This window comes from Arthrobacter sp. TJ-265 (genome assembly GCF_058269135.1).
Genome location: NZ_JBZCND010000001.1, coordinates 833,207 through 846,533, shown reverse-complemented (window position 1 = coordinate 846,533; position 13,327 = coordinate 833,207). Strand labels below are relative to the sequence as shown.

Below are 13,327 nucleotides of genomic sequence, written 5' to 3'. Positions count from 1 at the left end.
GCGCACTGTCAGGGCGCGGTCCGGAAGGAACAGGTTGCACGTCCCCGACGCCGGCTCGCCCCGTGTCTTCCTCGTGATCACGACGTTCAACCGGGCGGCCCTCCTGCGGGAGCTCCTCGACTCGATCGCGGCCCTCGAACCCGCGCCGGCCGGCGTGGTCGTGGTCGACAACGCCAGCACCGACGCCACCGGCGACGTCCTCGCCGATGCGCACCTCCCGGTCCCCCTCTTCGTGGAACGCCTGCCCGTGAACGTGGGCGGCTCGGGCGGGTTCGCGGCCGGCGTCGCGCGCGCCCTCGAGGAAGGAGCCGACTGGCTCTGGCTGATGGACGACGACGTCGTCGCCCTCCCCGACGCCCTCGCGTCCTTCGCGCCCTGGATGGGGCGGTACTCGTGCATCCACGGACGCCGCTACGACGCCGCCGGCCGGCCCTTCTTCTGGCAGCACGTCCTCGACGAGTTCACCGGCGTCCACTTCCCGGTGCGGGGCGACGTCTTCGCGGCGTCGCCGGTCTTCCACACCAATGTCGCGTGCTTCGAGGGCATGCTGGTCGCGGCCGACGTCGTCCGCGAGATCGGCCTGCCCGACGCCCGGTTCTTCCTCAACGGGGACGACCTCACGTACGGGTGGCTCGTCTCGCAGCGGTACCCGGTGGCGTACGTCGACGCCTTCGTCCTCCGGAAGACGCGCGCGCAGCGGCAGGTGGACCTCGGCGTCCGGCACCTGAACGAGTCGAGCGACCTGTCACGGTTCTGCGGCATGCGCAACCGCGGGTACCTCGCGCGGTACCTCCGGCTGCACGGCCGCTACCACCGGGTGGGGTTCGGCCTCGGGACGCTCCTGTCCGCCGGCAAGGAGCTCGTCCGCCTTCTCGCCGTCGAGCGCTCCGTCTCCGGCGCCTCCCAGGTGTGGCGCGGGTGGAGGGCCGCCCGGGTGATCCTGCGCGATCCCGACTGGCAGCCGGAACCGCCCCTGCGGGACCCGGCCGGCCGGACGGGCAGATCCTGATGCGCTGGCTGGTGCTCGGCGGTTCCGGCTTCGTCGGCTCCGCCGTGCTGCGGACCCTGCACGCGGCGGGCATCGACGCGCACGCGCTGCCGGCGCCACGGCTGGCGACGACCGCCGATGCGCCGCAGGCACTCCTCGCCGCCGCGGATGCCACGGACACCACCGGGCTGGAGGCCGCGATGGCAGGGTACGACGTCGTCGTGAACGCGGCCGGCCTCGCCACCCCCTCGGCGACCGGCGGGGCGGACCTGCTCGGCGCGAACGCCCTGCTGCCCGCCGTTCTCGCCCGGGCAGCGTCGGCCGCCGGCGCGCGGCGCCTCGTCCACCTCAGCAGCGCGGCAGTGCAGGGCCGGACGCCCCTGCTGGACGAGACCGGGACCGTGCGTCCCTTCTCGGCGTACTCGCGCAGCAAGGCGCTCGGCGAACAGGTCCTGGACCTCGTGGCGGCGCGGGAGCAGTCCCTGTCCGTCGTGACGGTGCGGGCCACCTCCGTGCAGGGCGAGGGGCGTCCGACGACGGCGGCCCTGGCGCGTCTCGCCCGCTCGAACCTCGCATCCGTGGCGTCCCCGGGCACCGCACGATCGCCGATCACCTCGGTGGACTCCCTCGCGGACCTGGTGCTGGCCCTCGGTGCCCACCCCGGGGCTCTTCCGGCGCGGGTCCTCCAGCCCTGGGAGGGACTCACCGTGCGGACCGTCCTCGAGGCGGCGGGCGGACACCCCCGGGTGCTACCGGCGGCGCTGTGCCGGGCGGCGGTCCGTGGCGGCTACGTGGTGTCGTCCCTGGTGCGCGGTCGCCTCGACGGGCATGTTCGCCGCGTCGAACTCATGTGGTTCGGTCAGGACCAGGTGCCCGGGTGGGCCGACGCGCAGGGCCTGACCCCCACGGCCCGGATCCGTCAGGTCCTCGCCGGCGCGGACCGTGCGGCGAAGGATGCCGGCGGGCTCTGACCTACTGCCCGGCGGCGGGCTCGGACCTACTGCCCGGCGTCCCCGCCTCCGGCCCGGCCGGGGTCCCGCCGTCGACCCCTACGACGCCGGGCACCACGTCCCGCAGCTGCTCGAGCGACACGGTGCCCTGCCGGACCACCCGGAGCACCTCCCCCGTCGTGTCGACGATGGTGGATCCCGTGCCTCCGGCGTCGGCCCGCGGCCCGGCGTCGAGGTAGACGGCCACCGACTCGGCGAGCTGCTCGGCGGCCTCTGCGGCTGTCGTAGCGGCCGGCCGGCCCGTCCGGTTCGCGGAGGACACCGCGAGCGGTCCCGTGAGCGTCAGCAGTTCGAGGGCGACGTCGTCGTCGGGCATGCGGAGCGCGACGGTCCCGAGGGTGTCGCCCAGGTCCCAGGTGAGTGACGGTTGTGCCAGGCAGATGAGGGTGAGGCCACCGGGCCAGAACGCCTCGGCGAGACGGCGGGCGTCGGGGTGGATCTCGGTCGCCAGGCCGTCGAGCGTCTGGATCCGCGGGATGAGCACCGGCGGTGGCATGTTCCGTCCGCGTCCCTTGGAGGCGAGCAGGGTGGCCACGGCCTGCGGCGAGAAGGCGTCCGCCCCGATGCCGTAGACGGTGTCGGTCGGCAGGACGATGCATTGCTTGAGCGCTACCGCGCGCTGGGCGGCCGCCAGCCCTTCGCTTCGCTGGGTGGGCTTGGAACAGTCGTAGCTCGTTGTCACCCGATCATCCTTTCACTGCTACCCGCGGCCATGCACATCGGCGCGTCCGCCGGCCGGCCGGCGGGCGATCAGGACGGGGGCGGCGGCCCGAAGCCGGTGCCGCGGAGCCCCGCGGAATACGCCGTGAACCACGCGCGCAGGCCGGTGAGGTCGCGCTGCGTGATGAAGTAGTAGGGGAAGCCGATGACGTCCGCCCCGAACCACCGGAGGTTGCGGTACTTGCGGGCGAGGTAGGCGCGGTTCCGGAAGTAGGAGAAGCGCTTGAAGTCGCCGTCGGGGATCACCGGGGTGATGAAGCCACCGAAGATCGGCTTCATCTCCGACCACGTGGCCGGGTGGCGCACCGCGACGGTCGCGAGCGTCCCGTACCTCAGGCCGGCCTTCCGCACGCGCGCCAGGAAGTCCACCTCGTCGCCGCGGATGAAGAACTTCATGTCCGGCAGGCCGATCTTCGAGAACACGTCCGCGCGGATCAGCGCGCCGTTGAAGAAGTGCACCATGTCGGGCAGATAGCCCCTGGACTCGAGCACGGCGCGGTCGTTGGTCAGCAGCCCGTTGATGCGGAAGTTGAAGGACAGCCGCGAGGGGTCCGACGTCGCGGCGACGAGCGGGCTCACGATGTCGAGGTCGTGTTCCAGCGCGGCCTCCAGCAGCTCGGCGAGGCAGCGCCCGTCCTCGGGGTGGCCGTCGTCGTCCATGAGCCAGATCCACTCCGCTCCGCTCGCGATGGCCGCGAGGATGGCGAACGCGAAGCCCCCTGCTCCGCCGAGGTTGGCCTCCGACCGCAGGTAGTGGATGGTGCCGCCGGCCGCCGTGGCGGCGTCGACGACGTCCGTCGCGGGCTTCGTCCCCGAGTCGACGAGGGCCACGGTCCCGATCGGCGCGGTCTGCTCCGCGAGGGACCGCAGGAGCTGTGCCAGCTCGTCGTGCCGGTCGTAGGTGACCGCTGCGACGGCGACCGTCGCCTGCGGGGCGGCGTCCGGCCGTCCGGGTGGGGTGTGCTCCGTCATCGGTGTGCCTCTCGGGGGGTGTCGGGGGATGTGCGGGCGGTCGTCGACACGGCACTCGTGGCGCGATCGCGGCCGCTGAGGTCCTGATGCGTGGTGATCGCGGTCCAGGCGCCCGTCCGCTCGAGGTAGGCGGCGACCCACGGCGCCTGCACCTCCGCGTGCTCCATCACGAAGTACCCGCCGGGCCTGAGCAGGCGGGCCGCGGACCGGGCAGCCGCGCGGGGCAGTTCCATGCCGTCCGCTCCCCCGCCGTACAGCGCCATCCGTGGATCGTGCTCGGCGACCTCCGGTTCGTTGGGAACGGCCTCCGCGGGGATGTAGGGCGGGTTGGAGACCACGACGTCGAAGGTCCCATCGTGCTCCGGCAGGGCGGTGGCGAGGTCGCCCTGCACCAGGTGGACCCCGAAGCGCGCGAGGTTCGGTCCCGCCCAGGCGAGTGCGAGGTCGCTGAGTTCGACGGCGTACACCTCGGCGCCGGGCACCTCGTCGGCGACGGCGGCGGCGATCGCCCCGGACCCCGTGCCGAGGTCGACGATCCTGGGCGCGGCGAGACCCAGCGCCCGATCGATCACGAGTTGCGCGACGGTCTCGGTCTCCGGCCGCGGGACGAAGACACCGGGCCCCACGGACAGGTCGACGCGGCGGAAATGGGCCACCCCCGTCAGGTGCTGCAGCGGCACGCGCCGGGCACGCTCGTCGACGAGGGCCTGGAAGCCTTCGGGGACGGGCGTGCCGATCAGGGCCAGGGCACGCACCCGACCGCGTGAGACTCCCAGCAGGTGGGCGGCCAGCAGCTCGGCGTCGACCCGCGGGCTGGGCACCCCCGCCGAGCGCAGCTGCCGTTCGGCGGCCCGCAGGGCCTCCTCCACGGCTACTCGTCCGCGCCGATGGCGTCCAGGCGGGCCTGCTCGTCCATCTCGATGGCCGACTGCACCACCGGTTCCAGGTCGCCGTTCATGACGGCGTCCAGGTTGTAGGCCTTGTAGCCGGTCCGGTGGTCGGCGATCCGGTTCTCCGGATAGTTGTACGTGCGGATGCGCTCCGAGCGGTCCATCGTCCGGATCTGCGACTTCCGGATGTCCGAGTTCGCGGCGTCGATCTTCTCCTGCTCGTGGGCGAGGATGCGTGAGCGGAGTACCCGCATGGCGGCCTCGCGGTTCTGCAGCTGGGACTTCTCGTTCTGCATCGCGACGACGATCCCGGTGGGGAGGTGCGTGATGCGAACGGCCGAGTCGGTGGTGTTCACGGACTGCCCGCCCGGGCCCGAGGACCGGTAGACGTCGATCTTGAGGTCGTTCTGGCTGATCTCCACCTCTTCGGGCTCGTCCACCTCGGGCAGCACGAGCACGCCCGCGGCCGATGTGTGGATGCGGCCCTGCGACTCGGTGACGGGTACGCGCTGGACGCGGTGCACCCCGCCCTCGAACTTGAGGCGGGCGTAGACGCCCTCCGCGGGGTCGTTCGAGGACCCCTTGATGGCCATCTGGACATCCTTGTAGCCGCCGAGATCCGACTCGTTGGCGGAGAGGAGCTCGGTCTTCCAGCCACGGGACTCGGCGTAGCGGGTGTACATGCGCAGCAGGTCGCCGGCGAACAGTGCGGCCTCGTCGCCGCCCTCACCGCCCTTGACCTCGATGATGACGTTGCGGCTGTCGTTCGGATCGCGCGGGATCAGGAGCCGGCGCAGCTTCTCCTGCGCTGTTGCGAGCTGCTCCTCGAGGACGGGGACCTCGGCCGCGAACTCGGGATCCTCGGACGCCATGCCGCGGGCCGCCTCGAGGTCGTCGTCGAGCGCGCTCCAGCGGTTGTGCGCGTCGACGATGCGCCCCAGCTCGGCGTATCGGCGTCCGAGCCTCCGGGCCAGCGCCTGGTCGGCGTGGACGGCCGGGTCGGCGAGCTGGTCCTGCAGCTCGGAGTGTTCGTCGAGCAGTCCCTGGATGGACTCAAACATCGGATGTACCTCTTTCGGCTTGTGCAGCCAGTCTACGAAGGTCGAGAAGGCAGAGAGGACCACGCGGCGGTGCTCCATCCGGCCGATCCTGCCGTCTCGACGCAGGATGCCGGTTAAAGGAGGAAGCCGTCCGGGACGAGCCGGCCAGGATATGGCCCGCTCGTCCCGGACGGCTGCCCGGTGCTAGTCGGAGTCCTTGGAGCCCAGGGTGGTCTTCTGGACCTGCATCAGGAACTCGACGTTGGACTGCGTCTCCCGGATCTTGTTGGTGAGCAGCTCCAGTGCCTGCTGGGTCTCGAGACCCGACAGCACGCGGCGCAGCTTCCACATGATCTTGACCTCGTCGGGCGAGAGCAGGTTCTCCTCGCGACGCGTGCCGGAGGCATTGACGTCGACGGCGGGGAAGATGCGCTTGTCGGCGAGGTTCCGCGAGAGGCGGAGCTCCATGTTGCCGGTGCCCTTGAACTCCTCGAAGATGACCTCGTCCATCTTGGACCCGGTCTCCACGAGGGCGGTCGCGAGGATGGTGAGCGAGCCACCGTTCTCGATGTTGCGCGCGGCGCCGAAGAAACGCTTCGGCGGGTACAGCGCCGCGGAGTCGACGCCACCGGAGAGGATACGGCCCGATGCCGGAGCGGCCAGGTTGTAGGCGCGGCCGAGGCGGGTCATGGAGTCGAGGAGGACGACGACGTCCATGCCCATCTCCACGAGGCGCTTGGCGCGCTCGATGGAGAGTTCGGCGACCGTGGTGTGGTCGTCGGCGGGGCGGTCGAACGTCGAGGCGATGACCTCTCCCTTGACCGTCCGCTGCATGTCCGTGACTTCTTCGGGACGCTCGTCGACCAGGACCATCATGAGGTGGACCTCAGGATTGTTGATCGTGATGGCGTTGGCGATCGCCTGCAGGATCAGGGTCTTGCCGGCCTTGGGCGGCGACACGATCAGGCCGCGCTGGCCCTTGCCGATCGGGGCCACGAGGTCGATCACGCGGGGACCGATCTTCTTCGGGTCCGTCTCGAGGCGCAGACGGTCGGAGGGGTAGAGCGGCACGAGCTTCGCGAACTCGACGCGGTCCTTCAGCTCCTCGGCAGGCTTGCCGTTGATGGAGGTGACGCGGACCAGGGCGTTGAACTTCTGGCGTGCGCTGGCCTGGGTCTCGCCCTCGCGGGGGGCGCGGATGGCGCCCACGACGGCGTCGCCCTTGCGGAGGTTGTGCTTCTTGACCTGGGCGAGCGAGACGTAGACGTCGTTCGGGCCCGGCAGGTAGCCGGAGGTGCGCACGAAGGCGTAGTTCTCGAGGACGTCGAGGATGCCCGCGACGGGCAGCAGGACGTCGTCGTCGGTGACCTCGACGTCGTCGACCTCGGGGTTCTGGTTCCGGCCACGACGGCGGTCGTTGCGCTCGTTGCGGTCGCGGAATCGGCTGTTGCGGTCCTCGGGGCCGTTACCCCCGTTGCGGTTCGCACGGTTGCGGCGGTTGCGCCCGCGACCCTCGTCCTCGTTGGAGCCGTTGCGGTTGTCACTGCGCTCGTTGCCGCTGCGGCCGCCGTCGTTCTGGCCGTCGTTGGTCGACTGGCTGGTCGACGGGCTGTTGAACTGGCTGCCCGACTGGCCGTTCGACTGGTTGCCGGACTGGTTGTTGGAGCCGTTGCCCGAACGGTCGTCGTCGCGACCGTTGCGGGAACGGCTGCGTCGCTCACCGCGGTCGCTGCGCGCGTCGCCCTGCTGCCCGGACGGGGACTCGGCCTGCGCCTCGCCCTGCCCGGCGTTCTGGGACTCGCCCTGCGAACCGTTCACGGACTCGTTCTGGCCCGACTGCGCGTCCGGGCGGTCCTCGCCGCGACGGTTGCGACGGTTGCGCTGGTTACGCCCGCCGTTCTCGCGGTCGCCGCGGTCCTGCTGCTCGGAGCCCGAGCCGTCCTCGGCGCCGTCCCGCGACGGGGCTTCGGCCTGGTCGGCGGCCTCGGTCGTCGGCACGGACACGACGCCGTCGCTGCCTGCTCGGCGGTTGCGGTTGCGGGTGCGGGGCTGGCGCTCGGCCGGGGCGGACTGCGCGTCCTGGTCCTGGCCGTCCTCTGCCCCGCCCGGGGTGCCCGCCGTGGCCGGGCGCTCGGCGTCGGCGCTGCGCTCGGTGCGGACGCTGGGGGCCTTCTGGCGGTCGGCGACCGCGGAGCCGCGCTGGTGGTCCGAGATCGCGGAGACGAGATCGCTCTTGCGCATCCTCGATCCACCGGTGATGCCGAGCTGACCGGCAAGCGCCTGCAGCTGGGCGAGCTTCAGGCCGGCAAGACCGCTGCTCTTGGAAGTTGTTGCGCCGGTTTCTTCAGCGTCTTGGGTGGCCACACCTGGTAACAGGTCAGTGGTTTCAGTCACGAAGGATCCTTCCCCCTCGTCGGGCGGCCACATGATCAGTGGTCCGCGGTGGTTTGCCCCGTGCCGCATATGAAGCAGGCGGGGGATCAGCCGAACCGGATGAGATCCGGCAGACCTGGGTGATGCTGGGAGCCTGAGAATGTCCCTGCGCGGGAGGTTGAGTCCATACGCTCCGGGATAGATCGGAGGCTACACCGTCAGGATGTGCTGCTGCTGATGGGACCTGCAGTGTTGCGGCGGTCCAGACAGGACGGCCGACTCAACAGAAGCACACGGTACTTCCCGAAACGTACTCTTCGAGATGCACAGTAGGTCGGCGTGACCGCCTCGCTACCCCTGGTGCCCTCTTATTTTAGCACCTTCCCGCTCCACTGCCAGCCGGAGGACCCGCCACGCCCCCGGCGTGTCGCCGGTATCGATCAGGCGTCGGAGTTCCCCCTCGGCGGCGTCGGCACCGGACTCCCCCACGGCGAGGGTCAGCACGCTGGGTCCCGCCCCGGAGATGGTGCTGGCGAACCCGGCGGCACGCAGTCCGCGCAGCAGGGTGGCACTCGGCAGCATGGCCGGGGCGCGGTAGTCCTGGTGGATCGCATCCTGCGTGGCGGGGAACAGCAGGGACGGATCGGTGCCGAGCGCGTGCACGATCAGGGCTGCCCGCCCGGCGTTGGCGGCGGCACTGGCGTGGGACACCGATGCCGGCAGCAGCGCCCGGGCGCTCTCGGTGGACAGCGCCCGGTCCGGAACCGCGAGGATCGGGATGACGTCCGGGTGCACCTCGACGCGCGTGCTGTGGAACGCCCGCCCGCTCTCCCAGGAGATCGCGAGGGCGCCCACCAGGGCGGGAGCCACGTTGTCCGGGTGTCCCTCGATCGAGGCCGCCCACTGCAGGAGGTGTGCGGCGTCCGTGCGTTCCCCGACCGGCAGCAGCGCGTTGCCTGCGAGGACCCCCGCGACGATCGCCGAGGCCGAGGACCCCATGCCCCTGCCGTGCGGGATCACGTTCACTGTGTCGAGTTCGAGCCCCGGAGCGCGGCGCCCCGCCCGGTGGAGGGTGCTGATCAGGGAGCGTGCCACGAGGTGGCTCCCGTCGAGCGGCAGGTCGCCGGCGCCCTCCCCGGTGGGTCGCACCGTCACCGAACCCGACGTCGTCGTGCGGACGCGCACGGTGTCGTAGAGCGAGAGAGCGAGTCCGAGCGCGTCGAAGCCCGGTCCGAGGTTCGCGCTCGTCGCGGGGACCCTGACCTCGACGTCCTGGCCGGCGTCGACGGTTGGGAGGTCGAGCACATCCTCCGGCAGGGGTGCCGCGTGCAGCATGTCAGTCCTCGAGTCCCAGCGCGGCGGCGACGCTCACGACGTCGAACTCCACCTTGGTGGGCTCCACGTCGGCGCCGTCGGCGGTCCGCAGCGCCCACTGGGGGTCCTTGAGGCCGTGGCCGGTGACGGTGATGACGATCGTCTTGCCCTCCGGGACGAGGCCCTCGGCGTGCTTCTTCAGCAGGCCGGCCACGCCCGCGGCGGACGCGGGCTCCACGAAGACGCCTTCGCGGGAGGACAGCCAGCGGTGGGCGTCCAGGATCTGGTCGTCGGTCACGGCCTCGATGAGTCCGCCGGACTCGTCACGTGCGGCGACCGCGAAGTCCCACGACGCCGGGTTGCCGATGCGGATGGCGGTCGCGATGGTGTCCGGCTCGGTGATGGGGTGCCCCTTGACGAGCGGTGAGGCGCCCTCCGCCTGGAAGCCCCACATGATCGGGGTGTGCGTGGCGACGGCGGGGAGCTCCCCGTGGTACATGGAGTCGTAGGGCGCGGCGTACTCCTTGTAGCCCTTCCAGTACGCGCTGATGTTGCCGGCGTTGCCCACGGGCATCAGGTGGTAGTCCGGGGCGTCGCCGAGGGTGTCGACGACCTCGAAGGCCGCCGTCTTCTGACCCTCGAGCCGCGCGGGGTTCACCGAGTTCACGAGGAACACCGGGTACGCCTCCGCGAGCTTCCGGGCGACGTCGAGGCAGTTGTCGAAGTTGCCGTTGACCTGCAGCAGCTGCGCGCCGTGGGCGATCGCCTGGCTCAGCTTGCCCATCGAGATCTTGCCGTCCGGCACGAGCACGGCGCACGTGATGCCGGCCTGCGTGGCGTAGGCGGCGGCCGAGGCGGAGGTGTTGCCCGTGGACGCGCAGACCACGGCCTTCGCCCCGGCGGCGACGGCGGCGGTCATCGCCATGGTCATGCCGCGGTCCTTGAAGGACCCCGTGGGGTTCATCCCCTCGACCTTGAGGTAGACGGTGGACCCCGTCAGCTCGCTCAGGTGCCGGGCGTGCACGAGCGGCGTGCCGCCTTCGCCGAGGGTGATGACCTCGGTGGCGTCGGTGACAGGCAGGCGTTCTGCGTATTCGCGGATGACTCCGCGCCACTGGTGGGCCACTTAGATTCCCTCTACTCGGAGCACGGATGAGACGGCGGTGATGACGTCGAGCGCGGCGACCTGCCGGACGGTCGCGGCGAGGGACGCCTCGGGCGCGCGGTGGGTGACGATGCGCAGCTCGGCGGTGGTGGCGCCGTCGGGCCCGCCCTGGTGGATGCGCTGGCGCATCGTCTCGATGGAGACGCCGTTCTCGGCGAAGATCTGGGCGATCCGGGCCAGGACGCCCGGCTGGTCCGCGACCTCGAGCCCGATGCAGTAGCTCGTGCGGACGGTGTCGATGCCGAGCGGCGGGACGTGCCCGGTGGTGGTCTCGGTGCGGCCCGGGCCGCCGAGCACCATGCGGCGGGCGGCACTGACGACGTCGCCCAGCACCGCCGAGGCCGTGGGGGTGCCGCCGGCGCCCTGGCCGTAGAACATCAGTTCCCCGGCGTTCTCCGCCTCGATGAACACGGCGTTGAAGGCACCGCGGACGGCGGCCAGCGGGTGGGAGCGCGGCAGGAGGGTGGGGTGGACGCGCACGCCGATCCCGGCCTCAGCGGCGTCGTCGGTGAGGATCTCCGCGATCGCCAGCAGCTTGATGACGTAGCCGTCCTCCGCCGCGGCCGCGATGTCGTCGGCCGTGACCGAGGTGATGCCCTCGCAGTGGACGTTGTCGAGGGCGAAGCGTGTGTGGAAGGACAGGGAGGCGAGGATCGCGGCCTTCGCGGCGGCGTCGTGGCCCTCGATGTCGGCCGTGGGATCCGCCTCGGCGTAGCCGAGGTCCTGGGCTGCCTTCAGCGCATCCGCGAACTGGGCTCCCGTGGAGTCCATCTGGTCGAGGATGTAGTTGGTGGTGCCGTTGACGATGCCGAGCACCCGGGTGATGCGGTCGCCGGAGAGGCTGTCCCGGATGGGCCGCAGGATCGGGATCGCACCGGCGACGGCGGCCTCGTAGGAGAGCTGGACGCCGGCGGCGTCGGCCTGCTCGTAGAGCTCGGGGCCGTCCTGCGCGAGGAGCGCCTTGTTGCCGCTGACCACCGTCGCCCCGTGCTCGATCGCGCGGAGGATCAGCGACTTGGCCGGCTCGATGCCACCCATGAGTTCGATGACGATGTCGGCGTCCTCGACGAGCTTCTCGGCGTCGAGCGTCAGGAGCCCGGCGGGCAGCCGGACGTCGCGCTCGGCGTCCAGGGTGCGGACGGCGACCCCGATGAGTTCGAGGGGCGCTCCGGCACGGCGGCCGAGGTTCTCCGCGTCCTCGAGCAGGATGCGGGCAACCTGCGAGCCGACGTTGCCGCAGCCGAGCAGGGCGACGCGGAGGGGCTGGCGGGAAGGCGTGGCTGGAGTGTTCATGCGGTCCGAGGGGCTCCTGGTTCCGGGGCGGGCAAGGCGGGGTCGTGCGGGGCCGGGTGACGCTGGACGTCCCTGCGGAACAGGTCCTCCTCGGTCTCGCCGCGCACGATCAGCCGGGCACGGCCGTCGGCCACCGCCACGACGGGCGGACGGGTCAGGTAGTTGTAGTTGCTCGAGAGCACCCAGCAATAGGCTCCGGTGCCCGGCACGGCGAGGAGGTCACCGGCACCGGTGTCCTCGGGGAGGTAGACGTCCCGCACCACAATGTCACCGCTCTCGCAGTGTTTCCCAACCACGCGGGAGAGCACGGGGTCCGCCTCGGGCGTCCGGGACGCGAGGACGGCCGAGTAATCCGCGCCGTAGAGCACCGGACGGGCGTTGTCGCTCATGCCGCCGTCCACCGACACATAGCGTCGCGGGTGCGTAACGGAGGCGTCCTGCAGCTCCCCGGAGCCGTGGGCCGCGGCGTCCACCCGGACGGTCTTCGTGGTGCCGGCGGTGTACAGCGTGAACGTCGTGGGGCCGACGATGGCGCGGCCCGGTTCGATCGAGATCCGGGGGACCTGCAGGCGCAGCTCGCGGCAGGTCGCGCCGACGACGGACGCCATGGCGCGGGCGATCTCCGCTGCCGGTCGCGGCTCGTCCTCCTCGGTGTAGGCGATGCCGTAGCCGCCGCCGAGATCGAGTTCGGTGAGCTCGACGCCGTGCCGGTCCCGGACCTCCGCGAGGAAGCCGAGCAGCCGCTGCGCCGCCAGTTCGAAGCCCTCGGGCTCGAAGATCTGGGACCCGATGTGGCAGTGCACACCGAGGAGGTTGATGCCCGGGTGGGCGAGGGCGTCCGCGACGGCGCGCGCGGCGGGCGACGAGGCGCCGTCGTCCTCTGGCGGGCGTCCTCCCCCGACCTGGCCCGGGCCCTGCTCGGTGGTCAGCGACAGGCCGAACTTCTGGTCCTCGTGCGCCGTGGCGATGAACTCGTGGGTGGAGGCGTGGACCCCCGGCGTCAGGCGGAGCATGACGTTGGCGCGGCGCCCGCGCTGCACGGCCAGGTCTCCCACGAGGGCGACCTCCTGCAGGCTGTCGACGACGATCCGGCCGAGGTCGGCGTCGATGGCGCGCGTGATCTCCGCCGCCGACTTGTTGTTCCCGTGCAGCCCGAGCCGGTGGCCGGGCATGCCGGCGCGGAGGGCGACGGCGAGCTCGCCGCCGGAGCAGGTGTCGAGCCCGAGTCCCTCCTCCCGCACCCAGTGGGCCACCTCGGTGCACAGGAAGGACTTGCCCGCGTAGAACACGTCCACCCCTCCGCACAGGTCGCGGAAGGCCTCGTTGAAGGCGTCGCGGAACGTGGCGGCACGCGAGCGGAAGTCGCGCTCGGACATGACGAACAGCGGGGTGCCGTAGTCCGCGGCGAGATCGGCCACGGAGACGCCGTCGACGCGCAGGACGCCGTCGTCGCCGCGCTCCACGTCCTCGGCCCACAGCTTCGGCTCCAGCCGGGCCTGGTGCTCAGGGAGCGACAGCCAGGCGGGCGCGAGCGGTGACGCTCCGTCCGGCGCGGTCATGCC

11 protein-coding genes are annotated in these 13,327 nt (G+C 71.6%); 2 read left to right on the top strand and 9 right to left on the bottom strand.

Annotated features, from left to right (window positions below; translation table 11 throughout):
- The first annotated feature begins 34 nt into the window (after positions 1 to 34).
- The gene (locus tag AC4D2E_RS04025; RefSeq protein WP_181033550.1) at positions 35 to 1,009 is read left to right on the top strand and encodes a glycosyltransferase; all 975 of its coding nucleotides are present in this window, start codon (positions 35 to 37) and stop codon (positions 1,007 to 1,009) included.
- A complete protein-coding gene (locus tag AC4D2E_RS04020; RefSeq protein ID WP_490951730.1) occupies positions 1,009 to 1,959 on the top strand; it encodes an NAD-dependent epimerase/dehydratase family protein in 951 nt (316 codons plus the stop codon). Before AC4D2E_RS04025 ends, AC4D2E_RS04020 begins: the two co-directional genes overlap by 1 nt.
- A gap of 1 nt (position 1,960) precedes the next feature.
- Here the strand turns inward: AC4D2E_RS04020 and AC4D2E_RS04015 are convergent, their stop codons facing one another.
- From AC4D2E_RS04015 to AC4D2E_RS03975, 9 genes are all read right to left on the bottom strand, one after another.
- A complete protein-coding gene (locus AC4D2E_RS04015) occupies positions 1,961 to 2,680 on the bottom strand; it encodes an L-threonylcarbamoyladenylate synthase (protein WP_490951729.1) in 720 nt (239 codons plus the stop codon).
- 68 nt (positions 2,681 to 2,748) lie between these two features.
- Entirely contained in the window at positions 2,749 to 3,690 is a 942-nt protein-coding gene (locus AC4D2E_RS04010; RefSeq protein WP_490951728.1) for a glycosyltransferase, read from the bottom strand.
- Positions 3,687 to 4,559, bottom strand: a complete 873-nt coding sequence (gene prmC, locus AC4D2E_RS04005) for a peptide chain release factor N(5)-glutamine methyltransferase (protein WP_490951727.1) — start codon at positions 4,557 to 4,559, stop codon at positions 3,687 to 3,689. Before prmC ends, AC4D2E_RS04010 begins: the two co-directional genes overlap by 4 nt.
- 2 nt (positions 4,560 to 4,561) lie before the next feature.
- Positions 4,562 to 5,641: a peptide chain release factor 1 gene (gene prfA, locus AC4D2E_RS04000; RefSeq protein WP_490909628.1), complete on the bottom strand. Its 1,080-nt coding sequence runs from the start codon at positions 5,639 to 5,641 to the stop codon at positions 4,562 to 4,564.
- A 183-nt stretch (positions 5,642 to 5,824) separates the two neighbouring features.
- Entirely contained in the window at positions 5,825 to 8,014 is a 2,190-nt protein-coding gene (rho, locus tag AC4D2E_RS03995; protein ID WP_490951726.1) for a transcription termination factor Rho, read from the bottom strand.
- Positions 8,015 to 8,344: 330 nt separating this feature from the next.
- A complete protein-coding gene (gene thrB, locus AC4D2E_RS03990) occupies positions 8,345 to 9,328 on the bottom strand; it encodes a homoserine kinase (RefSeq protein WP_490909630.1) in 984 nt (327 codons plus the stop codon).
- A gap of 1 nt (position 9,329) precedes the next feature.
- The gene (gene thrC / locus AC4D2E_RS03985; protein WP_490909631.1) at positions 9,330 to 10,433 is read right to left on the bottom strand and encodes a threonine synthase; all 1,104 of its coding nucleotides are present in this window, start codon (positions 10,431 to 10,433) and stop codon (positions 9,330 to 9,332) included.
- Positions 10,434 to 11,765, bottom strand: coding sequence for a homoserine dehydrogenase (locus tag AC4D2E_RS03980; protein WP_490951725.1), 1,332 nt, complete (start codon positions 11,763 to 11,765; stop codon positions 10,434 to 10,436).
- Entirely contained in the window at positions 11,762 to 13,324 is a 1,563-nt protein-coding gene (locus AC4D2E_RS03975) for a diaminopimelate decarboxylase family protein (protein WP_490951724.1), read from the bottom strand. The genes AC4D2E_RS03980 and AC4D2E_RS03975 overlap by 4 nt, the downstream gene beginning before the upstream one ends.
- Positions 13,325 to 13,327: the final 3 nt, after the last annotated feature.

What these genes read in the sequence shown, in the direction of transcription:
- AC4D2E_RS04020 (WP_490951730.1), top strand. Translation starts at nt 1,009, where the DNA reads ATGCGCTGGCTGGTGCTCGGCGGTTCCGGCTTCGTCGGCTCCGCCGTG.
- AC4D2E_RS04010 (WP_490951728.1), bottom strand. Translation starts at nt 3,690, where the DNA reads ATGACGGAGCACACCCCACCCGGACGGCCGGACGCCGCCCCGCAGGCG.
- prfA (WP_490909628.1), bottom strand. Translation starts at nt 5,641, where the DNA reads ATGTTTGAGTCCATCCAGGGACTGCTCGACGAACACTCCGAGCTGCAG.
- thrB (WP_490909630.1), bottom strand. Translation starts at nt 9,328, where the DNA reads ATGCTGCACGCGGCACCCCTGCCGGAGGATGTGCTCGACCTCCCAACC.
- AC4D2E_RS03980 (WP_490951725.1), bottom strand. Translation starts at nt 11,765, where the DNA reads ATGAACACTCCAGCCACGCCTTCCCGCCAGCCCCTCCGCGTCGCCCTG.
- AC4D2E_RS03975 (WP_490951724.1), bottom strand. Translation starts at nt 13,324, where the DNA reads ATGACCGCGCCGGACGGAGCGTCACCGCTCGCGCCCGCCTGGCTGTCG.